Annotated in this window: 18 protein-coding genes and 1 pseudogene; 13 read left to right on the top strand and 6 right to left on the bottom strand. The window is 42.8% G+C overall.

Annotated elements, in window-relative coordinates:
• Window positions 1–157: 157 nt before the first annotated feature.
• The 4 genes from ACM1ND_RS18400 (at window position 158) to ACM1ND_RS18385 (ending at window position 9,250) form a co-directional block, all read left to right on the top strand.
• Window positions 158–1,639 carry an Ig-like domain-containing protein gene (locus tag ACM1ND_RS18400; RefSeq protein ID WP_418026427.1) on the top strand — a complete coding sequence of 494 codons (1,482 nt, stop codon included), beginning with the start codon at window positions 158–160 and terminating at the stop codon, window positions 1,637–1,639.
• 272 nt (window positions 1,640–1,911) lie between these two features.
• Window positions 1,912–3,381, top strand: coding sequence for a hypothetical protein (locus ACM1ND_RS18395; protein WP_076295478.1), 1,470 nt, complete (start codon window positions 1,912–1,914; stop codon window positions 3,379–3,381).
• A gap of 210 nt (window positions 3,382–3,591) precedes the next feature.
• Window positions 3,592–4,470, top strand: a complete 879-nt coding sequence (locus ACM1ND_RS18390) for a hypothetical protein (protein ID WP_071558453.1) — start codon at window positions 3,592–3,594, stop codon at window positions 4,468–4,470.
• A 193-nt stretch (window positions 4,471–4,663) separates the two neighbouring features.
• A complete protein-coding gene (locus ACM1ND_RS18385; protein ID WP_076295476.1) occupies window positions 4,664–9,250 on the top strand; it encodes a fibronectin type III domain-containing protein in 4,587 nt (1,528 codons plus the stop codon).
• A 55-nt stretch (window positions 9,251–9,305) separates the two neighbouring features.
• On the opposite strand, the gene ACM1ND_RS18380 is transcribed toward ACM1ND_RS18385, so the two are convergent.
• Entirely contained in the window at window positions 9,306–9,815 is a 510-nt protein-coding gene (locus ACM1ND_RS18380) for a discoidin domain-containing protein (protein WP_025718229.1), read from the bottom strand.
• A gap of 146 nt (window positions 9,816–9,961) precedes the next feature.
• Between ACM1ND_RS18380 and ACM1ND_RS18375 the strand changes: the two genes are divergently transcribed.
• Both ACM1ND_RS18375 and sigK read left to right on the top strand, forming a co-directional pair.
• Window positions 9,962–10,291, top strand: a complete 330-nt coding sequence (locus tag ACM1ND_RS18375) for a hypothetical protein (protein WP_256704504.1) — start codon at window positions 9,962–9,964, stop codon at window positions 10,289–10,291.
• Between the two features lie 281 nt (window positions 10,292–10,572).
• Window positions 10,573–11,274 carry an RNA polymerase sporulation sigma factor SigK gene (sigK, locus tag ACM1ND_RS18370; protein WP_013311218.1) on the top strand — a complete coding sequence of 234 codons (702 nt, stop codon included), beginning with the start codon at window positions 10,573–10,575 and terminating at the stop codon, window positions 11,272–11,274.
• Between the two features lie 600 nt (window positions 11,275–11,874).
• Here sigK and ACM1ND_RS18365 read toward each other — a convergent pair.
• Together ACM1ND_RS18365 and ACM1ND_RS18360 are read right to left on the bottom strand one after the other, a co-directional pair.
• Window positions 11,875–12,849 carry an alpha/beta hydrolase gene (locus ACM1ND_RS18365; RefSeq protein WP_028540425.1) on the bottom strand — a complete coding sequence of 325 codons (975 nt, stop codon included), beginning with the start codon at window positions 12,847–12,849 and terminating at the stop codon, window positions 11,875–11,877.
• Window positions 12,846–13,475 (bottom strand): TetR/AcrR family transcriptional regulator, encoded by a 630-nt coding sequence (locus ACM1ND_RS18360; RefSeq protein ID WP_023989549.1) that lies wholly within the window; start codon window positions 13,473–13,475, stop codon window positions 12,846–12,848. The genes ACM1ND_RS18365 and ACM1ND_RS18360 overlap by 4 nt, the downstream gene beginning before the upstream one ends.
• Window positions 13,476–13,705: 230 nt before the next feature.
• Between ACM1ND_RS18360 and ACM1ND_RS18355 the strand changes: the two are divergent.
• Together ACM1ND_RS18355 and ACM1ND_RS18350 are read left to right on the top strand one after the other, a co-directional pair.
• A pseudogene (locus ACM1ND_RS18355) lies at window positions 13,706–13,795 on the top strand (RNA polymerase subunit sigma-70); the annotation flags it as partial.
• Between the two features lie 250 nt (window positions 13,796–14,045).
• Window positions 14,046–14,507 (top strand): DUF523 domain-containing protein, encoded by a 462-nt coding sequence (locus tag ACM1ND_RS18350; protein WP_053325809.1) that lies wholly within the window; start codon window positions 14,046–14,048, stop codon window positions 14,505–14,507.
• Between the two features lie 101 nt (window positions 14,508–14,608).
• Here ACM1ND_RS18350 and ACM1ND_RS18345 read toward each other — a convergent pair whose 3' ends face one another.
• Entirely contained in the window at window positions 14,609–15,358 is a 750-nt protein-coding gene (locus tag ACM1ND_RS18345; RefSeq protein ID WP_028540426.1) for a YdcF family protein, read from the bottom strand.
• A 217-nt stretch (window positions 15,359–15,575) separates the two neighbouring features.
• On the opposite strand from ACM1ND_RS18345, the gene ACM1ND_RS18340 reads away from it, so the two are divergent.
• The 5 genes from ACM1ND_RS18340 (at window position 15,576) to ACM1ND_RS18320 (ending at window position 21,264) form a co-directional block, all read left to right on the top strand.
• A complete protein-coding gene (locus ACM1ND_RS18340) occupies window positions 15,576–16,463 on the top strand; it encodes a DMT family transporter (RefSeq protein ID WP_053325808.1) in 888 nt (295 codons plus the stop codon).
• Window positions 16,464–16,692: 229 nt separating this feature from the next.
• Window positions 16,693–17,469, top strand: a complete 777-nt coding sequence (locus ACM1ND_RS18335; protein WP_053325807.1) for an NAD-dependent epimerase/dehydratase family protein — start codon at window positions 16,693–16,695, stop codon at window positions 17,467–17,469.
• Window positions 17,470–17,703: 234 nt separating this feature from the next.
• Window positions 17,704–18,699: an ABC transporter permease gene (locus ACM1ND_RS18330; RefSeq protein WP_023989544.1), complete on the top strand. Its 996-nt coding sequence runs from the start codon at window positions 17,704–17,706 to the stop codon at window positions 18,697–18,699.
• A gap of 18 nt (window positions 18,700–18,717) precedes the next feature.
• Entirely contained in the window at window positions 18,718–19,611 is an 894-nt protein-coding gene (locus ACM1ND_RS18325) for a carbohydrate ABC transporter permease (protein ID WP_013311212.1), read from the top strand.
• 111 nt (window positions 19,612–19,722) lie between these two features.
• Window positions 19,723–21,264, top strand: coding sequence for an extracellular solute-binding protein (locus ACM1ND_RS18320; RefSeq protein WP_023989543.1), 1,542 nt, complete (start codon window positions 19,723–19,725; stop codon window positions 21,262–21,264).
• Window positions 21,265–21,389: 125 nt separating this feature from the next.
• On the opposite strand, the gene ACM1ND_RS18315 is transcribed toward ACM1ND_RS18320, so the two are convergent.
• A complete protein-coding gene (locus tag ACM1ND_RS18315) occupies window positions 21,390–23,651 on the bottom strand; it encodes a helix-turn-helix domain-containing protein (RefSeq protein ID WP_053325806.1) in 2,262 nt (753 codons plus the stop codon).
• A gap of 224 nt (window positions 23,652–23,875) precedes the next feature.
• On the bottom strand, window positions 23,876–24,589 hold the full coding sequence (locus tag ACM1ND_RS18310) for an expansin EXLX1 family cellulose-binding protein (protein WP_418026426.1): 714 nt from the start codon (window positions 24,587–24,589) through the stop codon (window positions 23,876–23,878).
• Window positions 24,590–24,759 lie beyond the last annotated feature (170 nt).

The raw sequence follows: 24,759 nt of genomic DNA, 5'->3' as shown, positions 1-24,759 counted from the left end.
AACCTATTCACATGGAATTACAAATAAGAATTTTCTAAGAAGTATATTCCATTTGAACCAGAATTACTTTATGATAGAAAAGGACATCCTAGAATTTCCCTGTATATATTTGGGAAATGGTTGATTTTTTTTAATACATTTGAGAGATGATTTCAGTATGAAAAGATTCAGAAAGGTGATTTCAGTTACACTAAGCTCAATGCTCCTGCTTTCATTCGGGATGACGGCGAACGCGAGTGCAAGCCCAGAGGTGAAGACGGATCAAGCGATTCAAATAGTTTCCAATGTGCAGCTAACAACTGATAAGGAAAGTGTTATTGAACAATTAACACGCGCGGACAAGCCTGCCAGTATCACAGATTCGGTGTACACCATTACAGAAAATATTAACTTGGCGACACCACAGAAATCTGTATTGAAAAAGAGAGTTACCCCTTCGCTCAAAGCCAGTGCAAACTCAGTATCATCTAAAGCCGCAGCGACCGTAGCGACAGCGTCCACTGCTACATATTCCGGTACGATTACAGAAGAGGGAGGCACACAGTTTTTATATCCGATCTATTTGCAGCCGGGTGAATTGTTACAGGCTCAGTTGGATGGTCCATTTTCAGCCCAGCTTGACTATGACTTATACCTGTATGAGTTTGATATGGCGACAGGCGATATTAATTCCAATCCAATAGATGTTTCCAACTACGGGAATTATGTTAACAATTATGAGCAAGGAGCTGCTTCTCTTCCTGAAAACGTAGGAGCTCGCAACTCGAGCGGAGCTGAAAAGGCTTACGCGCTTGCGGTTCATGCCAAGAAGGGGGCTAGCATTAATGACCTTTTCTATTTAACTGTAGCAGTAAGCTCCAACTATGATGCCTATGAGCCGGATGACAGTGCCTTTCATGCTTATAATTTTACTGTTAACGACAAAGGCTCCTCGATTAACTTCCGCACCATCCATTCCGCTATAGACAACGATTGGTATCAAGTTACAGTACCGGCCGGCCGTAATTATGATGCATTAAATGTGAAGCTGGACAGCACTTCGGAAAGCTATGGGTACAAAGCGGAAGTATATGCAGCTCTTACTGGCAATCAAATGGTGCTTCTACCGCAAACCAATCATAATGTTACCCTAAACACAGGGACCTACTATGTACGAGTGTACAGCACAAGTCAGTATTCAGCCGACCATTTGTATACACTATCGATTAAACCAGTGCTTCGAGCTGGCAAAATTGAAATTACCGGCTATAACTCCAATGGCTATTATGATTATCCGACATATTCTTACGGTCGTCATTATCGTATTAACGGAGGCAGCAGTCTGATCGTGAACGGTGTTGTGAAAACAACAGATGGTCAACTGGTTCCCAATGCTCCTGTCACGGTCGTATGGCTGGATAAGAACTGGAGCGAGAGCAGCGGTAACCGTACGAGAACGGCTTCTACGTACACCGATGATAGCGGTAAATTCAGTGTGACCCTTTCTCTTCCACAATCGACAGGAAAAAATGTAGATTATATAAGTGAAATTGGTTCCACACACTACTATGATCTTACAGGAGTTGCCGCTCAGGTCGATGGAACTTCGATTAGTGCGACGGACATTGTTTATCTGTTTGCTTATAGCTTGAGAAATTAAGATATGCTTTAATGTAGTTTTGATTCATGAGAGTCGCTTTTTTTGAATGGTTAGCTGAGGCTTTCCATTTCTGAAAGAGCGACTTTTCATGTTTATTCACCAAGAATAAGAAAATGGTCTTGTTTTCATAGATTACAAATAGAAATTGTTTTGCATAATATATTCCAATAGAACCAAAGATGATTTATGATAGAGCCATACAGCCTAGAAATCACCCTGGTTTATCCGGGGATAGCGGGAATTCCTTAAACTATTTGAGAGGGGATTTCAGTATGAAGAGGTTCAAAAAGGCTATTGCAGTGATGTTAAGCATGATGCTCCTGTTTGCTTTCGGAATGACTGCGAATGCGAGTGAAAGCACGGAGGCTGCATCGGATCAAGCGATTAAGGCGGAATCCGAGATTCAGCTAACAACTGGAAATGAAGACGTGATTAAGCGTTTAACGCGAGCAGACAAGCCAGACAACGTTACGTCTTCGGTTTATGTCATGCAAGAAAATCTCAACTTCAAGACACCAGAGACAACATCATTGAAAAGGGAACCCATTTCTTCGCTGAAGGCAAACCCAATGGCTGCATCAGCCACAGTTTCCTCTGCTACGTATTCCGGTACGATTACGCAAGAGGGAGGCACACAATTTTTATATCCGATCTATTTGCAGCCTGGTGAATTGTTGCAGTCCCAGTTGGATGGTCCATTTTCAGCCCAGCTTGACTATGACTTATACTTATATGAGTTTGATATGACGACAGGTGACATTAATCCTAATGCCATTGACGCATCCACCTATGGTACTTATTTTAACAATTATGAACAGGGGGCTGCCTCACTTCCTGAGAACGTAGGAACCCGTAACGCTACCGGATATGAAAAGGCATATGCGATTGCTGTTCATGCCAAAAAGGGTTCCAGCATCAATGATCCTTTCTATCTAACGGTCGATACAAGCTCCAGCTACGATGCATATGAACCAGATGAGAGTGCTTTCCATGCCTATAACTTTACCTTTAGTACGGGCGGTTCATCGCTTAATTCACGCTCCATTCATTCAGGCATTGATAATGACTGGTACCAAGTTACGATCCCTGCCAGCCGCAATTATGATGCTTTGAACGTAAAGCTTGATAGTGTTTCGGACGGTTATGGCTACAAAGCGGAAGTCTACGGAGCTCTTACAGGAAACCAAATGGCGCTTTTGCCGCAAACGAACCATAATGTCAGCTTAAATACAGGAACCTACTATGTGCGAGTGTACACAACCAATCAGTATTCACCCAATCATTTATACACACTTACACTGAAGCCAGTGCTTCGGGCTGGCAAAATTGAAATTACCGGCTATGATTCTGTTAATGGTCCTAATGATTATCCGAACTACTCATATGGTCGTCATTATCGGGTTAATCAACGCAGCAACCTTACCGTGAAGGGGGTAGTTAAGACAACTGATGGTTATCCAGTGGCAAATGCGCCTGTTGATGTGACTTGGTTGAATCAGAACTGGACTGAAAGCAGCGGAAATCGTACTCGTACAGGCACAGCTTATACGGACCAGAATGGAGCCTTTAGTGTGACTCTTTCCCTGCCATCTTCCACTGGAAGTATAGCGGAATACCTGTCTGGAGCCATCAGTTTTACACACTACTATGATCTATCAGGGGTAGCCGTTCAGGTGTCAGGTACTTCGATTATAGACACAGATATTGTATATCACTTTGCCTATAGTATTTATGGCGGCTGATGGACGGGTTAAGCTAACACTTAAGGTAACTTGTTGCTTGAATATTTTATATCTGAAACAAAAGTAGTTCGTTTCAATATTTGTTCAATTTTAGGACAAAGCATATGTTCATTCCATATATGCTTTGTCCGATATATATAGAAACAGGGTCACATTACACTATACATACGCCTTAGATTGCCTGTTACAAACATGACAGGAGGAAATAGAATGAATTTTGGACCTCTTAGAGCACAGCAAGCGATTCTTAATGCAAGTAGCTTACGGATCAATCCGACAAGCAAGCAAGCTCCACCACCCCAGCTTCATGAAGAACAGGTCTCCAGAGTGGTAGTTCAAGACTCCGTGGAGATTAGTGAAGCCGGTAGACAGTTGGCGGAAGGAGCTATTGTATCACAGGCTACCAAGTATTTCGGTACAACACAGATCAATGATTCATTAAACCGGGTTTTGGAAGGTCAGCCAGAAGAAGTGTCTAATGCAGTGTACAGTATGATTGAATCTAATTTTATCGTCGACGGAACAGTAACGGATGAGAGTCAACGAGCTGTGCTGCTGGAGATGGGAGTTACTCAATCCAAGTATATTGCCGATCATTACATGGAAGGCGACAAGGCCAAAGAGTTTCTGGAAACCATGAACCAGATTGCTAGTATTGCTTTGACACGATCCACTGATCCAGAGACCGGAGATATTAGCTACACGACTCCAATAGATCGTCCGTCAGGTGCTCCTGAGGATTATGTCAAGCTGTCGGAAGTGATGAAGCAGGTTGATCCTCAAAAATATACTGCGTACATGAATGATATTAAAGGTGGAGGAAATGGGCTGAGCCAACTGTTAAATTTTGCGCAAAAGGTTCCTCAACATCCCGATTGGATTGAGAAATACAAGGAACGTACGGGACAGAATGCAGAGTTGCTCAATAACACACCGCTAAACAATCGGTTTGACAAAGCTGATACGACATCATCTTCTGCTTTTATGAACAGTATGCAAAATCTTCTTAAGGAATCTTCCGCTACTCAGGATTCTTACATGCAGAATATGCGAGGATTTTTTCGGAAATTAGGCGTTCAGGTCCATTAACACTTTCAAATAATTTGTCAGTTCTGTTTACAACTTGCTTGGAACGAAGTATAATAGCTTCAAAACATACTCGTGATATAGAGGAAGCACCTCAAACTTAGGCATTAACGCCTTCGTTTGAGGTGCTTTTTCTATTTTATCCGAAGCGAGTTTGTAAAACTCTTTGAAAATAAAATAAAGTAAGGAGAAGTGTATGTATCGAAAAAATAAGCGAAAGGTAAGGAAGTATAGGAAGTGGGTGTACGGATTTTTGGCTGTAGTCCTACTATTAACGATAATTCCCATATTTCCGGAAAGGGTATCAGCTGCTACTCAGGAGATCATGGGAGGACCTTTTTGCCAAAACAATTTGCCGGGTGGAGGCGACAGTTGGGGCTCTTGGTCAGGAAGTGGGATAGGAGCAACGGAAGTATACACTGGCATGGGTTCGGCCAGGTATAAATGTGATGGTACTACGCAGCCGACAAATCGTTTTATTGATATTGGAAGATCTATTAAGACTTCTGATTATAGAATTTTTGTTTACATTGAAGGGTCGTATCATACTGATATATATACATCTAATAACGCAGCAGGCGACAGTTGGAGGCCTAACGGAACGAACTTATACACATGGACTAATGTAACGAAATTCTATGCCGATAGATTTTACCAGGGAAAATGGATAGATATCACCGACTCTATTACATTAAGGGATGTTCGATATTTCAGAGCGGTGGGAACTAACCAACAGACAAGCAATGAAATATCCAAGTTTGGAATCCGTGTTATTCCCAAATCGGACCTAATGCCTAAACCACCTCAGATCCATGCAGGTACAGAGGGACAAGCGATTACAGGATGGACCAAAGAACCCGTAACCGTGTGGATAAATGGGGACGTGGCTCCTGAAGGGCTAAAATACTATGAATATAGCCTGAATGGAGGAGCATTCCAGCCATACACAGGTCCCTTTACTGTATATGATCACGGTGTAAATACGATCTATGCCCGGACAGTAGACGTGAATAACCAGTATAGTGGTCTTTCTTCCGGGAATGTCCGAATAGACAAGATGTCACCAACTCCACCCATCCTAAACGCAACGGGAAACAGTAATGACTATACGATTTCATTACAACCGGGAACAGACGATTATTCTGGACTAGCCCATACTCAATTTCGTTTGACGGGCGTTGTGAATCAGGATTGGCAGGACTATGATGGAGTGTTTCATGTGAATAAAGATGGCAAAAGCACGGTACATGCACGCTCCATTGACGGCGTCGGTAATGTGAGCCAAGAAGTAAGCAAAGAAGTCACCATTGATAAAAAGGGACCGACTGCTCCTGTCATCCGGGCTAGTGAAACAGGCCCAACGAACCATGATGTGAATATTACCATTGATTCAGGAAGTGACCTTACAAATGGAATTAAGATGACACAGTATCGCTTGGGCCCATTAGGGGAATGGCAGACATACAATGGCACTTTTACATTAAACGCAGAAGGGATTTACGAATTATCAGCGCGGACGATCAATAATCTCAACGTGTCTAGTCCAATCGTGACTCAATCGGTCATGATTGATCGAACCAAGCCAACGCCTCCGAAAGTTACGTTTTCCGAGGTGACGATACCTACCAGATATACCAATAAGCCAGTGCAGTTTACTCTATCGGGTGCGACGGATACTACAGCAGTACATTATGAATATCAATTGGGTTCTGGCACCTATGTGTCTGGTTCGTCTGGAATATTAAATGGTTCGGGTATCGTAAAATTGACTGCTCAAGCTGTAGATTCAGCTGGGAATCGAAGTGATCCAGTATCCGCAATATCTTATATTGATTTGGAACCACCGACGATTCAACTGACGCCGGATTCGCGTGAATGGAAAGATACCCATATTCATGTGAGGATACGATATGCCGATCAGCATTCGGGGATTGAGTCATCCACAATGCAGTATAAAATCACGAACAGCCCTGATTCACCAGAAAACTGGGATGCTTCAGCCGATACAACAATCCAGATGGATCTTTCAGATGAAGGTGAATGGTATGTTCATGCCAAGGTCAAAGACAGGGTGGGTAACATTTATGAAACGGTCAGCAGTGCACTTCGCATTCAAAGGCAGCCCCAGTCGGTTGTGCTCTCTGCGACATCCATACGAAATACAGAAGCTGATTTGCAGTGGACTCTCCCGTCTGGTCTTGATGATGGTTACGTTTATACAGTCCGAAATCTAACAACTAATGAGGTTTGGGATGTTACGCATCCGACAAATTCTTTTACAGATAGAGGGCTACAAGGAGGACGGCAATACGAATATGAAGTCCGTTCTAGTAATCATGTAGGAGGCAATGCCTATTCCAATCGAGTCCATATATTAACGTTACCTGATGCCCCTGAGCATATCCAGTTACGACCTGTCTCTCGTCATTCTGCAGAAATCATGGCTGACTTTACGCCAGTCTCATCAGCTAACAAATATAATATTACAGCAGCAGACGTAAGTACGGGAGAAATCATATTTAAGGATACGGTTACACAGGATGTGTATAATCCAATTACGGGAATGAAGCCTGGTAAATATTACGATGTTTCTGTATCAGCTATTAATGACACTGGAGAGGGTACAGCAAAGCATGTATCTTTTTTAAGTCTACCAGACAGCCCGAACGGATTTCGGAATGTAACTGTAAGAGAAGATGGAATCGACTTGAAGTGGAATTCTGTAATCACTGCCACCTACTACGCCCTAGAACGTGACGAAGTATCGGTTTATAACGATGTGTATACAGAATTCACCGATACTGATCTTCAGGCGGGAACAGAGTATGGTTATAACGTTTCCGCTGAAAATGCAACAGGATTCGGAGACTATGCCCATCTGGGAGTTATCACTTTACCTGATCGAGTAACGACATTATCGAGTGTGACGAAGGATGTGTATGCTATCGGTGTTTCGTGGCAGGATGTGCAGGGGGCTGAAGGATACATCTTGAATGTTAACGATGAACCGAAGGTGCGGGTTGCGCGTGGTATCCATTCTTATACGTTTGAGGGCTTGCCTGCTGGTAGATCTGCCAATATTAAAATACGAGCCTACAATCGAAGTGGCACGGGTAAAGATACATCTATCAAGGCATTAACACTACCTGATTCGGCTGTGCAACTTGCAGCTGAAGATGTTCGCGAGCACGATGCCACATTGATATGGGCCCCGGTTGATGGGGCAACTCAATATAAGGTAACGATCAACGGTCAAAATTATTATAGTACGGAACCACGTGTGGTTGTTTCTGGTTTAACAGGTGGGAGAAACTATGATTTTCAAGTGAGCAGTGGGAACAGTAGTGGTTTCAGCCAGCCAGCGTTGGGTGAGCTGCTGACACTTCCTCCTGAAGTACAAAATGTTAATGTTACAGAACTTGAGGGTGGCCAGATTTCACTGAGCTGGGATGAAATCAAGAGCTCTTCTCAATATACTGTAACCCGTAAAGATACGGGGGAAGTTTTTAACACCAGAGATGCCCATATTAAGCTTTCAGATATCCAGCCTGGTATGATTTACTCGTTTGGTATACAGGCCGTGAATACAACGGGGGTAGGTAATATAGCTCCCTTTACGCTTCGCGCTTTGCCAGGTCAAATACCAGACAATAGATTGACAGTGAAAGAAGTAACAGATACCGATTTGGTTGTTACGTGGAAAGAAGCTTCGGGTGCAGATGCCTACAATGTCTACCAAAACGAGGTGCTTATCGGTCATACGACCACCCATGAATTTAAAGTAGATGGATTGGACAGTTCTACAGTGTATCGTATTACCATTAAGCCAGTGAACACAAGTGGTGAAGGTAAGCAGACAGAAGGTCAGGTCGAGACGCTGCCGTCTCCAGCGTTTGCGTTTTTGAAGACGGAAACAACGAATAGTGAATTTATCATCCATTGGGAATCAGACCATGAGAATGATATTTTCGTCCTTGCCAGTGAAGGAGGAACAGAGCTATATCGTGGTAAGGATCGAAGCTATATCTGGAGACAACTTAAAGAGAAGCAGTTGTATACAGTTCAACTTTGGGCAGAAAATAGTCAAGGAAAACGCACAGAGGCAAAACAAGCGCATGGAAAAACAACGGGTAATACTGTGGACGTAGGTGGCGGAGCAGGAGGGGCGGAGAGTGTAAAACCGATTCAGCCTGTTATAAAGGAACCGATAGAAACAGAGCACATTCAGGATTCAACCGTTGAGAAGAAGCCAAATCATTTTAGTGACATTGATCGGATATTTAATAAAGAAAAAATAAATGTGCTTGCCGATTTGGGTATAGTAAAGGGAATAACCCACACGCTGTTTGAGCCGAACAGACCTGTAACGCGTATAGAGTTCACTTCTATGCTGGTCCGTTCCTTGAAATTACCGCTCGAAACAGATGTGACTTTAGGTTTCGAGGATATCAATCCATCGGCGTGGTACGTTGATCTTCTCAAAACGGCGATTAAAGATCAGGTCGCTCGCGGGTTTAGTACTAGAGAATTTGGCCCAGATCGGGTCATTAACCGTGAGCAGGCGGCTAAAATGGTGAATAACATTATCAAGGCTACACCACAGCAAGAAAGCAGTGCATACTCGGATTCCTCTCAAATTGTCGAGTGGGCCAGAAAGGATGTGCTTGGTCTAACGGAGATAAATTTAGTACAAGGATATCCAGATGGTAGCTTTCGGGCCAAGCAGGAGGTCACACGTGCGGAAGCGGCTGAGATGATTTATAACATGCTTCAAGTGAAATAGAACGAATCAAGGGGCGGCGTTGGCCAGCCCCTTTTTTTGTGTGTACTAACTTAACTTATTCCGCAATAGCGGGGTTTATATTGGATGCTCTGTAGGCAGGAACGCCATTAATGAGTGCGGTTTTTAGCTGAATATATCGTATACCATAATAGGAGGTTGTACTACTCATCCCAGATGAAAGTACAGTTATTTTATAATATGAAAAAGGAATCTCATTACTAAATTGATAGGTTGTTTTTGCAGTGGTTGGCAAAGTTTCGACTTCACCTAACCTAAACCAATTTTCTCCGTCATTAGAGCCGTAAAAAGAAAATGAAAGTATAAAAGCTCGAGAAGATGGCTGAGCTAAAAGAATATCATTGATCGTCTTACCTGTATCTAATTTGAAGATGATTTCTCCACCTTTACCGCTTAAACTGCTTTCCCAATAGAGATTATTATCGATTAAAACATTTTTCGGAAAAGTATTTTTAGAATCTCCGTTCGTTGAAACATTTTCCTCTGCTATAACAACAGGATCCACGGAAAAAGTATAGTCGTCTGGATTTTGACTGAATTTTGCCATGTTGAAATTCCTCCTTAAGTTTAATTTTTGAATGTGTCGAAAAGGTTGATTCATATCATTTATATGAAACTCTCTATGAATATATTCCTTGAACATGGAATGCATACTAGTTATACACTTATTATTTGGGAGATGGCATTTTCCCTTTGGATTGGGAAGTTTGTTTTAGTACTGTTGAGGAATATAAAAGAAAATTATTTGAGAAGTACACCGCTTCCCAAGAATATAATGATTTTGTAATAGGTGGATTTAATGTGCTTACCTACAAAATAGATGCAATTCTGAATTATGCTTTAGAGAACTTTCGAAAAGAATTTCCTCATAATTATGAGTTGCGTTGTCCGGCTATGATATTTCCGTTGCCAAGAGGCGATGAAAGTAATGGTGCTGAGTTTGCTATTATTTTAAAACGAGATGAAGATGGAGATACAATGGTCTATTCGCCACTTCCATTGTCATATTTAGAAAGAAGTTAATACTCTACTGAAAGAAAATGGGGAAACCAAGTGATGAATAATGTAAAGCTATCCCGGGTTTTCCTCTGGCTATATGGAGTGCGTTGATTTGTGTCGAAGAGATCTCAACGCTTCGAATTAAGTATTGGAGGTTGCTCCAGAAAGATATCCGGCAAATTGTTACGGAGCAGTTTTCGGAGTACAGGCACGGATGGGCACCTGCCTACATACAATAAACAGACCGCAAGCCCGGTAAGTAACAAAGGCCGGTAAGTTCGCAACTACCTCAGGAGGTGTCATCCGTGCCCGGACTATTTAGCGCTATCGCTCTGTTCATCAAGGAATTGACGCTACTCGTTTCCTACGTGAAAAACAACGCCTTTCCGCAGCCATTGACTGAGAAAGAGGAAGCTCGACACCTAAAGCTGTTTGCCGAAGGCAATGCACACTCCCGTAACACACTCATTGAGCATAACCTACGGCTGGTGGCCCATATTGTGAAAAAATTCGATAACACCGGCGAAGATTTGGAGGATCTTATATCCATCGGCACCATCGGACTGATCAAGGCCATCGAAAGCTTTCAGACCGGGAAAGGCACCAAGCTGGCAACTTTTGCAGCCCGTTGTATAGAAAATGAAATCCTGATGCATTTGCGATCTCTGAAAAAAACACGCAAAGACGTATCACTCCACGATCCTATAGGGACTGATAAGGAAGGCAACGAGATTACTTTGATTGATATCCTCGGCACCGAGGCGGACGATATTGTAGATAAAGTACAACTTAAAATCGAGAAGAGTAAAATCTATCGCAACCTGGATATTTTAGATGAGCGTGAAAAAGAAGTGGTGATTGGCCGTTTCGGTCTGGAAGCCGGAGGAGAGGAACGAACACAGCGGGAAATTGCCAGAGAGCTGGGGATTTCGCGTTCGTATGTGTCCCGCATTGAAAAGCGTGCATTAATGAAGCTGTACCATGAATTTTACAAGCAGAAGGGGTAATGGATAAGGAGATATATGAAGCCGCTTGAGGCCCTTAACAGGGCCTTTTTAGGTCTTTTTCATAGTTCAATTACTTGCTTCTTTTCAGAGGCGTGTTTAAATTGCATCCCCCTCTGCCCATCCAATATTCTTATATAAAGCTATCCTATAAAAATAACTGCTCCTTTACGCTGAAAAGCGCTAGGCAATTTTTCTATAAGTGTGGTTAATCGTTCAATAAGCTTTAATTCCCGAATATCTTTAATACTGTCAAGATGGGGAATATCAGATGAACTATTCTTTGTTGCTCATGTAGAGAACGCGTTGTTTTCTAGTTCATTAATTCGATTCCGGGTCTTTGTTCAAATGATCTCTATAAAGGATCTTCTCCTGACCAGTGAACAGCATACGCTTGTCTTTTTGTTTTAATCAACATGCTCAGTACTCGTACACTGTTTTTTTTCGCTTAAATAATAACTATTTTGCTATGTATTTTCATTTAAAACGCAAATAAAAGCCTGTAGTGTTTTTCTACACTACAGGATAAAAATGCTTGATATATTGGGTATTTTCACTTCATCAGGACAAGCTCCTTCGCTAGTTGGCTCTCTTGGATTGAATTTATTTTCCTACATACTCATCCAAAAAGCGATCTACTCTTTTGAAATATTCAGTGGGGTAATGGTTGATGGCATCGATGTGCTCCGTATTTTGCGGGTACCATACTTCTGCTTTTGGGTTATCTTTTAAGGACTCGTAAATAATTTCTGTATTTTTATAACTAATTTGCTGATCTCCAGTACCATGAATAAGCATAACTGGCTTGTCTTTCATCTTTTTTACCGCATCCATAGGAGATATGGAATCAAGATCAACCTTAAAGGCCCAACTTGCCATCCATGTCGATGTATAACTGAATGGAAACGCAGGTAAACCTGAAAAGAAGGGCAAACCCTCTCTCAGAAATAGACCAGCATTACGAAAAGGACTATCTGCAATTACGGCTTTGATGTCATCATTTTCATTTGCGGCCAGCAAAGTAGTAGCAGCACCCATTGAAAAGCCAATAACTCCAATGTTATCACCCGTATGGTCTCTCGATTTTAAATAGCTTACAGCTCCTAGCAAATCGTATTTTTCATTGAGGCCCAGTGTAATCAAATCACCATCGGATTTACCTTGTGAGCTGAGGTCAAATGCCAATACATTGTAGCCTTTCGGAACGAAATGCTCTACTAACTTTTGGGTCCGCCCTTTGACTAAACGATTGCTCGTATATCCATGGACGACAATAATCGTCTTATTACTTTCTTTACTAGAAAGACCACTTGCAGGAAAGAAGGAGCCTCTAATCGTATTATCATTTTTCAAACTCTTGAACTCGACCTCTTCGTAGGGAGTTTTATCGATATTCAATCCGTAGCTGACATTAGTGTCTCTAGGATGGTGCAACAAGGTGTCTACTACTTTATAAGATATAAAAAATATAAGAGCCATCACAAGCAAAAGCACGATCCCTAGGCTCCATAAAATTTTCTTTCGTTTTTTTACACGAACGTTAAATGTCAGATCGGGTTGTAATGATGCCTGACTCATTCAGACTCCTCCAGTTTTTCTTTAGGTTGTATGGGTGCGAACAAATAAAAGGCATGCCCCTTCAGATTTTCCCACTCGGGATGATGAATAATACTTTCTGCAAGAGTTAAGCCCACTCCATTTAAGAAAGAGATATAGGCACGAGAGATCATTGCTGGAGAAAAGCTTTTGTTGAATTCTCCCATTAACTGTCCCTTGGCATAGACGCATTCGATCGCATCTGTCATTACCTTTATACTTTCAAGGACCTTCTGTGTAAGTTCAGGGAATCTTATTCGTTGTCCTAAGACAGATTGAACAAGCCGCAATTCATTTATATAGAAGTAGATATGGTTGAATTGTTCTGCCACCATGTTCTTAATCAATACGCCCGGCGTCTCCTCTTGTTGTAGACAAGCAAGCGATTTCGCCTGAATATCAGCAAGCGGCTCAAGAACAGCGGCGTAGTATAAAGCTTCTTTGCTAGGGAAATATTGAAAAATGGTTCCAGGAGTCACTCCTACACTCTGCGCAATGATTGCCGTTGTGGTATTAGAATATCCACTTTCTGCGAACAGGACAACAGCTTCTTCTAGGATACGTTTACGCCGCTCCAGTCTTTTTTCTTCATTGATGGGTCTTGCCAAATGTATTCCCCTCTCTCTAAACTAAACTTTTATTAATTAAATGATTGATTATTTAATTAATAATATATCTTAAATTACGACTTATAGCAAGAGTGAATTTATCTTACTTACGAGCAGGGTGAACCTCAACAATAAAATTAAGCCGTAGTGCTGCCCAACATGCGCCTCCGGCTTGTTTTTATCAGGTTATTTTGGATGAGTACACGTTCCGCCTTCCTTAAATTTGATAAACCAGTGAAGATTTGGAGGACCTCATATCCTTCGGTACCATCGGACTGATCAAGGCCATTGAAAGTCAAACAGAAGGGATAAATGACAAAGGAGATCCGTTGAACTCCCGCAGTATTTGAAGGCCCTAATCAGGGCCTTTTTTCATTACTTGTATTTCGAACAGAATTCAAAAGGGTATGGGTAGAGCGCAGGATCATGATTATGACATCAGCTGGACGAATAACCTTACGGAACGCGGACGTAGTGGCGAGTCTAAATTTTCGCACGATGACTCTACGAGAAAATTTGTTTATACTTTAACTACTTAATAGTGAATGCAATGGATATGAGGTGGAACTAATGATTCTGGTAAGTTCGTGTTTGGCGGGCATGAAGGTACGATATAACGGGACGGATAGCCTGGATGTACATATTCAGAAGTTGGTAGAGGAAAAGAAGGCTATGACAATCTGTCCTGAGCTTTTGGGGGGCTTTGTGACTCCGAGAGAGCCTGCTGAGATTGTTGGAGGGACAGGGGAGGATGTGCTGAACGGCACAGCCAAGGTGGTCGAGTTTTCAGGCAACGATGTCAGCGATATGTACATTAGAGGTGCGTACGAAGCCCTGAATATAGCCAGAGAGGTTAACGCAACATTTGTTGTTTTAAAAGAAAATAGCCCGTCCTGCGGATCAGCAGCAATATATAATGGGTCATTCGAAAACCGTAAAATAGCAGGTAACGGGGTAACCTCGGCTTTGTTAAAAAAGGAAGGCTTTAAGGTCATATCGGAAGAACAAATATCGGATATTTTCTTGGATTAAATATGAAATGGTAGATCAAGCGCCTTGCTAGCTTACAGGCTTATACCTGCGAGCGCAAGACGCTTGTTTGTGCTGTGTGCCGCATACAATTAGACATCACATTATTTAAGCTTTAATGCAAGAATTCCTAGGTATTCCTTGAGGGCTGTTCCGGTTGTAGACATGGCCCCAGCAGACGGCGAGAGCTTGCCAGCATACAGTGCCAGCTTTTCACTTGCCAGATAGTCGGTAGGATAAGCTATGACCTGCATGCCTGCACGCTGAAATTCCAGTGCAGCACGTGGCATATGGAAAGCGGAGGTCACCAGAACAGGTCTAGTGAGTTGATGTTTTCCCAAAATTTGCGATGTATATACGGCATTTTGCTGTGTGTTCAAAGAACGGTTTTCGATCAGAATGTCCTTTGCCGGAATACCGAGTCCTAGTAGCTGCCTCTGCGCAATATTTGCTTCATTACCACTGTCTCCAAACACTTGCCCGCCGGAGAAAAGAATGGGTAAGCCTGTTGCTTCGTGCAGTCGGGCCGCAGTGAGCAGTCGATTAGCCGCAGATCCTAGCAGATTGCCTTGTCCATTGATGTCGGGGGTTCCCTGTGTGGCTCCGCCCCCAAGTACGACAATGACATCGCCTTGAACGGTACGGGGTTGTGGGTACTGTTTTTCCAGGCTACTGATTAACAAATCTCCAGCCAAATTGGTCGAGGAAACATACAGCAGCAATGTGACAAGAAGCAATACGACCGCAGGTATACGTGCCCTTTTCCATAGCCAGATCACGAGCCCTGCCATCACCAGGATGAACAAACCGGGAGGGAGCACAAAGCTGTACAAAAATTTGATGATATAAATCAAGTGCAGACAACCTCCTATCCTTATAAGCTTTATCTATCTTTTTGGTATATTGTAACATAGGAAAATGACTGGATTCCTCTGTCCGAAGACATACCTCGATGAACAAGCGGGCATGAAAGGTGGAGCTTTCCAATACATATTTTTTGTTTGATAAAGTCGTTCTGTAGGCGTAGTATATAAAGTCTAGTGATTTTTTTCATAGAGGAGCGAGAGCGTCATGGGAGAGTTAACGACAGCCAAGCGGATAATGATGATCGCGCTGCTGGTTGTATTATGGGGCATTTCTTGGCCCATTTATAAAGTCGCTTTGGAATTCACACCTCCACTGTTGTTTGCAGGGCTACGTACACTGCTGGGCGGTCTGCTGTTGGGAGTGATTTTAGTACCGAGATGGAATCGCATTCGTTGGAAAGAAAATTGGCGGGTGTATGCTATTTCAGGTATTTTTAACGTGGTACTGTTTTATGGCCTGCAAACAGTGGGACTGATGTACGTCCCCTCCGGCTTGTTTTCTGTGCTGGTATATCTCCAGCCTGTGTTGGTCGGTATTTTTGCATGGATGTGGCTAGGGGAAGCGATGTCCAGACTCAAGGTGATTGGATTGATCATCGGATTTTTGGGCGTTGCAGCTGTCAGTGTGGGCGGATTTTCAGGGCATGTGGCTGTGGCAGGTGTAATCATCGCCATTATTACAGCCGTGAGCTGGGCATTGGGAACGGTATATGTGAAAAAGGTAAACCAGCGTGTGGATTCGCTGTGGCTGGTTGCATTCCAATGTACACTGGGAGGCATCGTGCTGACGGGAGCTGGAACGGTGACGGAAAACTGGTCGGATATCGTATGGAATGTCCCGTATGTGTCAGGGCTGATATTCGGCACGGTGTTGGGAATTTCACTTTCCTGGTTGCTGTATTTCACACTTGTTAATTCAGGGGATGCGAGTAAGGTTGCGTCTTATACGTTTTTGGTGCCTGTGATCTCGGTGTTTGTCAGCTCGTTGGTGCTGGGCGAAGCGATTACGGCTTTCCTGCTTATCGGGTTAATCTTAATCGGGCTTAGCATTTATTTGGTTAATCGCAGAGCGAGAGTAGTACGACAAGCTTGAGCGTAGTAGTTGAAACCAAGAGATTGAAAGATAGAACTTGAAACTATAGTAACAACAAGGGACTCTTGCACAGTAGCAGGGTCCCTTTTTATATGCCGACAGGAGACACAGCTACGTGGGCTTTGACCTGCCTAATTCGAGAGTTTAAGGGGTTTCCTCCCTGGGGAGTTGGTTAAGATTATGATATGGATGACAGCATACAACCAAGCAAAGAAGGGAGATGCGGACGATGGCACGAAAATTGTTGATTACAGGTGCAGCAGGTACAATTGGGAAAGTATTGTATGAAGGGCTAAAAGCGGAAGGTAAATATGAAATAATCGCTGCTGATGTGAAGAGGGATGAAGAGGCAGGGATTGTGGAAATGGATATACATGATGCTGCACGACTGGCTGAGCTTACACGCGGAGTGGATACGGTACTGCATTTTGCATGGATCAAGGATGAAGGGGATTTCCTCGGCAAAGTGCTGTCTGGCAATGTTAGTGGAGCCTACAAGCTGTATGAAGCTGCGGTGAAAAATGGGGTAAAACGCATTGTTTTTGCCAGTTCCAATCATGCCACAGGGTTTTATAAAGTAGGCGAAAGTATAGATGTAGAAGATCCCTACCGACCCGACAGTTTTTATGGATTGAGTAAGTGCTACATTGAACTGTTAGGACGGCTGTATGCCGATCAGGGCAAAATATCTTCAATGAATATCCGTATCGGAAATTTTCCTGGAGATGATCGGCCCCATTCGGAGCGCGCCGCTCATATTTGGATCTCCGAGCGCGATATGATCCGTCTGACTGTCTGCTGTATCGAAGCTCGTCCGGAGATGAGCTATCTTAATTTGTACGGTACGTCAGCCAATACGGATAATTATTATGACATTGGCTACTTGGAAGAACTAATCGGATATAAGCCGCAGGATAATGCCGCTGAGCTGCTGGAGCAGGCAAAGAAAATCGGATTTTGGGTAAAACAGGATGAAACCACATTCCAGGGTGGGCAAAAGGAGTAGATTAGATCGTTCAAATATGCTTTATGAATAGGCTTAAGGCGTCGATTAGACGCCTCATATTACACAAAACTTCACAAATATCCGAATTGTTCACTCCTCAGGACACTCCTTTGTTCATGAAGCATGAGAGGCTTCACTTTTCATTTTGAATGCGCTTACATAAAATATAGTTATACGGCGGCGGTGCTACAAACTTTGCTGTCGGTAACGTATACAGAGGGGGAGTGACTCACATTGAATCAGCCTATGCCCAAAAATTCTGCAATGCTTACAACGGATTCCCGCCTGAACGGTAAGAGGCTGGGAACGGGTAGAAAACACGGGTTCTTCTATGAACTGTTCCGCAATCGGGTATTATTTTTGATGTTGTTGCCCACTTTAATTTTTTTCTTCATTAATTCCTACATTCCTATGGTGGGTATTTATTATGCATTTACCCAGTTCGACTTTAATACCAGCCTGTTTGATGCCAAGTTCGTCGGACTCCAAAATTTTCGCTTTCTATGGCAATCCGGCACGCTGACAAAACTGACATTGAATACGGTCGGATACAATGCAGCGTTTATTTTACTCGGTAACGTGCTAGCGATTGTTCTCGCTATTTTGCTGAATGAGCTGAGAGGCCGCTACTTTAAAAAGATCGCTCAATCCGTGATGTTCCTGCCTTATTTTGTTTCTTTCGTTATTCTAAGTGTTATCGTGTATAACATATTTAATTATGATAATGGTTTCCTGAATACGCTGCTGCTGCAATTTGGTGGTGAACGCGTGGATGTATACAACAAACCATGGGTATGGATTTTCCTGATTATCCTGTTCTATTTATGGAAAAATCTCGGCTACAGTATGGTGATCTATCTGGCAGCGATTACAGGTATCAGTGACGAATATTATGAGGCAGCTAAAATGGATGGGGCCAACATTTTTCAACGAATCTGGTACATTACCGTTCCTATGCTTAAATCGACATTCGTTGTGCTGCTGTTGTTTGCGCTTGGTAGTATTATGAAAGGACAATTTGATCTTTTTTATCAGTTAATCGGCAACAATGGGGTGCTGTACAATACGACGGATATTTTGGACACTTATGTGTACCGTTCGCTGAAAGTGACTTTTGATGTGGGGATGGCTTCGGCGGCAGGCGTATACCAATCATTATTCGGCTTTGTACTGATCATGACCGTGAACTATATCATCCGCAAGTTGAACGACGAGTATGCCTTATTCTAGAAAGGAGGACCCAAACGGATGGCGATCAAAGAGGATGTATACACTCGAATTTTTAAAATTATCTCTTATGTGATTATCATTATTGCTTCCATTGCTTGTTTACTCCCGTTTCTACTTATTATTTCGGCTTCACTGACCAGTAATGAATCGATTATCAGGGATGGATATCACTTTATACCACAGCAATTCTCACTGGAAGGTTACCGGACGGTGTTCACCTTTCCTGAAGAGGTGTTAAGGGCATACGGGGTGACGATTTTTACCACGGTTGTAGGTACGACGTTGGGCCTGTTCCTGATGACGATGGCAGGATATGTGCTGGCACGCAAAGATTTTAAATACCGTAATGCGTTTTCATTCTATATTTACTTTACGACGCTGTTCGGAGGCGGTTTGGTACCTTGGTACATTATGCTGACGAAGTATTTAGGATTGCTTGATACGTATACAGTGCTTATTTTCCCGGGATTGATGACTCCGTTTCTGATCATTTTAATGAAAAACTTCATTCGTTCCTCCATGCCGGAAGAGCTGTTCGAGTCCGCTAAAATTGACGGTGCGGGTGATTTTAAAATTTACTATCGAATTGTGTTGCCTTTATCTACACCGGGTATTGCCACTGTGGGACTGTTTCTGGCCTTGGCTTACTGGAATGACTGGTTCTCATCCTCACTCTTTATTAACGATCCGCATAAATACCAGTTGCAATATTATCTGTATAATGTAATTAACTCCATGCAATTTATCGCTCAAATGGGTGCAGGTACTGGCGTAACCCTTTCCAACGATATGCCGACAGAGTCGACCAAAATGGCAATGGCTATCGTGGTTACCGGACCTATTTTGCTGCTGTACCCGTTCGTACAGCGCTATTTTGTTAAGGGATTGACCATTGGTGCGGTAAAAGGCTAAAGTGGCACTCAAGGACTGTGATGGCATGACGTGCTGACGTTGTGCCATCTAAATAGCACTCTTTGTAAGCGTTTTATTTAATCAGACTACCATTTCAAAGGGAGGATTCACATGACATTCACAAAGAAAAGAAAACAACGCATGTCCATCCTGATTGCAGTAATGGTCATCACGGCGCTATTAGCCGGATGTGGAGGAGGTAGTGGAAACAGCGCTCAAAAAGCAAATGGAGAGGATGATAAATCCCAGAAAGTACAGCTGCAATTTTATATGCTGGGGGATGCTCCTAAGGACTTGCCTACCATTGAGACAGAGATCAATAAGTTGGCGGAAAAAGATCTGAATGCCACCGTCAAATTTAACTATACGACGTGGACAGACTGGGATCAAAAATATAAGCTGTTATTGTCTTCGGGTCAGCCTATCGACCTGATCTTCACTGCAGATTGGACGCAGTATCAGGCCTATGCCAAAAAGGGCGCATTCCTGCCGCTAGACGATCTGCTGCCTAAGGCTGCACCTGCCTTGCAAAAATTTGTGCCTCAGGACATGTGGGATGGAGTTAAAATCGGAGGCAAAATTTATACCGTGCCTGGCACGTATAAAGAATATGTCACAAACGGTTTTGTATGGCGTGAGGATTTACGTGAGAAGTACAATTTGCCTAAACCGACAGATATGAAAAGTTATGAGGCTTATATGGATGGGATACGTCAGCATGAGCCAAATATGAAAACAGTATCTCTGAACAGCGATATTAAGGGAAATCTGCATGATCGATATACTGAATTAGTAACGAAGAGCGTGGGCACACTGCCTTACGGTATCGGTATTAAATACGAAAAACCAACAGAGGTATATAAATTTTGGGGCTCGGATGAACAAAAGGAAGAGCTGAACACTTACAAACGCTGGGCCGATAAAGGATTCATTCCCAAAAACGTATTAAACGTAAAAGATACGCTTCAGGATCAAGTGACTTCTGGTAAAGCAGCGAGTATTTTCGGTGACAATCCAACCCGGTTTAATGATATGGTCATTAAGCTCAAAGCATCTCACCCGGACTGGAAGCTCGAGTACTACCCATTCCCTTTGACGACAGGTTATGCAACTCCAGTGCATCCGATTCATAACGGCTTTGCGATTCCAAAAAGCAGCCCGAATCCAGCGCGCGCATTGGCCTTTTATGAAAAGCTGGTGACGGACAAACGCTATAACCTGCTCACGCAATATGGTATTGAAGGCAAAAACTACGAAGTCAAAGATGGTTACTACCAAATGATAGGTAGCGGCAGTACTAATGGATTTTCACGCGAAGGTATGAATAGTTGGGCTTGGCGTAACCCGGAATACATGCTGTTTGATTCTGGCTTTGACCGTGTGAAGAAAATTTTTGCCGAGCTGGATAAAATCCAGAAGCCTGACCTGTTTACAGGCTTTGCAGAGGACTACACGACATATCAAGCAGAAAAAGCAGCTCTAGAACAGGTTGAGAAGCAATATCTGTATCCGCTCCAAGCTGGACTGATCGACAATGTAGATCAAGGCTTGCAGACCTTCTTGCAAAAGGCAAACCAAGCTGGTTTGGAGAAAATTCAAACCGAATATACAAAACAATGGGAAGCCTATGTAAAGGAGAAGGGGATTAAATAAAACATAAAGAATTGTGATAAAGAAAAAAGCAAGTCTCCAGAAAGTTGGAGGCTTGCTTTTTTAATGTCAGTCTATTTTTTGGGAGCAATGTTCCGTTCTCGGAGCAGGCGTGTAGAGCAGTTTACTTATTGCGCATTTGCTTTAGAACGGCGAAAATCTGTCGGTGTTACACCCAAGCTACGTTTGAACATACGATGGAAATAAGAGCTACTCGCAAATCCGGTTTGTTCTGCTACGTCAGCTACGGACCAGTCGGTCTGTTCCAGCAGCTCACAGGCCTTGCGAATACGAAGTTGTTGGATGACGTCCACGATAGTTGACATGGTCTGTTGCTTATATAGCCTACTGACATAGATCGGCGACATATCCAGTTCTTCCGCAATCTGATTGAGACAAAAATTGGGATCCGTATAGGCTTGCTCCATTCGTTCATTAATTTGCCGTACCAGTCGTTCCTGCTTCGTGTTTCGTTTTTCCGATAGATTGGAGCGAATATGATCAAAGACCAATTGATAATGATCAATAAGATTCTCAGCGGTCTCTAACCGATCAGCGGATGGTAATTCAGATTTAGATTCTATAGCAAATCCATTGAGCTCACTGATATGCCGAACAGCATTATTTACACTCATGATGAGCCGGGATATCGCCACTTGAACAGAGGAAAAAGGATATTTTTCCATATGCATCAATAATTCTTTGAACATACTGTGTGCATCCTCCGTATGACCAGACAGTAGCATATCTAGCATTTTTTTCTCTTTATCGGCTGGATATACGTAAGTATTTTGGATATCCTCCTCTGTAGTGTTTTGCGCATTAATAATGCATCTGTGCCCCTGAAAAAATCGGTGCATAGATGCGTCTTGTACTTGGCGGTACAGCAGATGCAGCCGTTCTGGTTGACTCGTGATGGCACTGTAAGTTAATGAAACACTCAGCTTCAAATATTCAAAGCAAGCTTCACGTATTTGGCGTAATAAGGTTTCTAGCAGTACAGTGTCTGTATGTTCTGCGGGATCGAGAATGTTAAGCATCAGCAGTACACTGTCCTCATCCATATCAACGGTCTCCACCTGGTACGTCTGTCCGCATATTTCAGAAGCAATGTTCATGATTGCAAACTTATAGGGTAGCAGATCAGGTCCACGTTCGCTTTGCCATCGGGTATATTCATCTATGCGCAGCAGCACAAGGCGGTAGTCTTTGTCAAACTGGAACGTAATCCCAAGCTCGCGCAATCGTTCCGGTTCTTCACCGGTAGGAAGATTTCGGATTCCCCGGATCACATTTTTTAAAATGTTTTGCCGGATCGTGTACATACTGTTTCGTTTCTCTGATTCCAGTGAATTCATATGCACAACAATTTGGCCAATAGGCGTATACAGCATTTTGGACAGCAGCCACGAAGCCACGAATCCTGCCAATGCAATGATGGCGGCTATCAGTAACATCGCATTACGAATAACACTTGCCATTTTGATAACGCTTTCATACGGTGTGACACTAATATACTGCCAACCTAGTCCATCCGGAGAGGTGTAGGAAATGAGTGATCTTTTACCATGAAAGTCTTCTACAAAATAGCCTGTTTCTTGTTTTTTGACTCTCGTGTGCAGCCATAGCTGTTCTTTTTCGTTCAAAGTTTCGTCTGTCAATGTTGTACCAGACAACAGTCTGCCCTGATCGTCTAAAATATAAGCGGTCCCGCCTGAGATTGGATTCGCCGCCATTTCCTTGTTCATCCAGGCCGCCGACACATTCACAATCACAGCCGAATTTATCGCTTCGTTCGAGTTAATTGCGTCATAACATAAATACGTATAGGCTGGGATATCTGGGCTTGCTTGCTCTACTTCAGCTCTGGAGTCTGAGGCAGACAGCAGTGGATACGTGCGTGGAATAGGCGTAAAGGGTTTATAGTCCTGATAATGATCCAGCACGCGAATGATATCTGTATCAGCCAGTTCATGTTTGCTGAATAGCCCGTTTTGACCTTGTGAGGAAGCAATGTAGAAGGTGCCGCTTTTAGGGTTAAACACGTAGATGGATTCGATATACGGCATGGAGTTAAGATAATTGTTCAATTCGGTCATGGCAGCGGTTACATCATATACATTAGGTTTTGGATAATACAACAACTTGGACAGGGTACTGCTGCGATACATTTGGAATGCCAACGACTGAGCAATAGATGTCATGTTAATAACCTCTCTGCTTCTCAACGTCAAGCTGTTGTGATTGGCCTCGAATGCCTGCTCCTTTTCCACGCGAATATAGTAAAAATAATACACAGTGGTGGATACCAGCAACGTTAGCGTAATACATAACGTAATGCTGACCAGCAATTTGCTGTGAAGCTTGTGATGCTTTTTGAAATTGCTCATATGAACAGGCCTCCTGTCTGTGTGCACGTAGCTGTAAAGTACACCCTATTTATGTATTCATTATACGTGTGATCTTGTGAACAGGACAGTGAACAAACCGATTCTTTGTGAAAAATAATAATTTTTTCGTAAAAAGGCCAGGAACACTTATACGCATTGGATTGCGTCGGTTCCCGGCCGGGTTTGTCTATTCAAATAAAAGAAGAAAGATGACGGTACTACAATTAGTCAGGAAATTGAACGTTACCTTTAACGATATAGGCTCCGCCTGTACCATTTTCCGCTAGAGCTGGGATTGTATCGTTCAGCACGACACCACGAATGTCCGTAATCCGTATTTTCAGAGGTTGTTTTCCTAAGTTAGTACCTAGAAAGTGGTTGTAATCCTGTTTTTCGAGATTGAGCCATTGTCCGTTTTGTTGGACTTCCATCTTCAAGACCGGATATTTATGATTGCGTACTTGAATGGCTGCCCACCATTGGCTGCTGCCTTCTTTAATGCGGTAGGAGACATTGCCGTTAACCGGAGCTTTGACAACTTTCCATGAAATATTGATTTTTCCGTCTATTTGATTTCCAATCAGGTTGAACGCGTTTGGGGACAGATCGAGCGCGCCACTTGGACCTTCAGGGTAAAGATCAGTTACATATACGGTTGTTTTCCCTTTGGGACCTTGAACTTCCAAATAGGCTCCAGCTAATGCAGCTTTGATTCCGTTATAATTCAGTTGTGTGCGGTTAAGCGCTGTAATTTTGGCATCCGTAGGGATGGGATCAAGCAGTAATGCCCCTCCAGAGTAACCTGATCCCGTATATGTGGCGTACCCCGTGTATGTATCATTCCAAGCAGCTGAAGCGGGAAGGGCGAATAATACAAGACTTAGCAACAATGTCAGACCGATGGTTTTGAACTTTCGGAACGTCGATTTTTTTTGCATAATCATTTCCTCCTTATTCATTTAATAGATTCATATAGTAAATATAAACACTATATTACCTAATATTTCAAATTATACAATAGGACTTTGAGGCAAAAAGAAAATATTGAAGATGTTTGTCAACATACTCATAGGCCATATGTCTTGTTGAACTGTGCTCTTTTTCGCAG

This window comes from Paenibacillus sp. JJ1722 (assembly GCF_048282685.1).
In the GTDB taxonomy this organism is placed as follows: Bacteria; Bacillota; Bacilli; order Paenibacillales; family Paenibacillaceae; genus Paenibacillus; species Paenibacillus polymyxa_B.
Note: the sequence above shows the minus strand (reverse complement) of the source record. Positions and strands in the feature narration are given on the sequence as shown.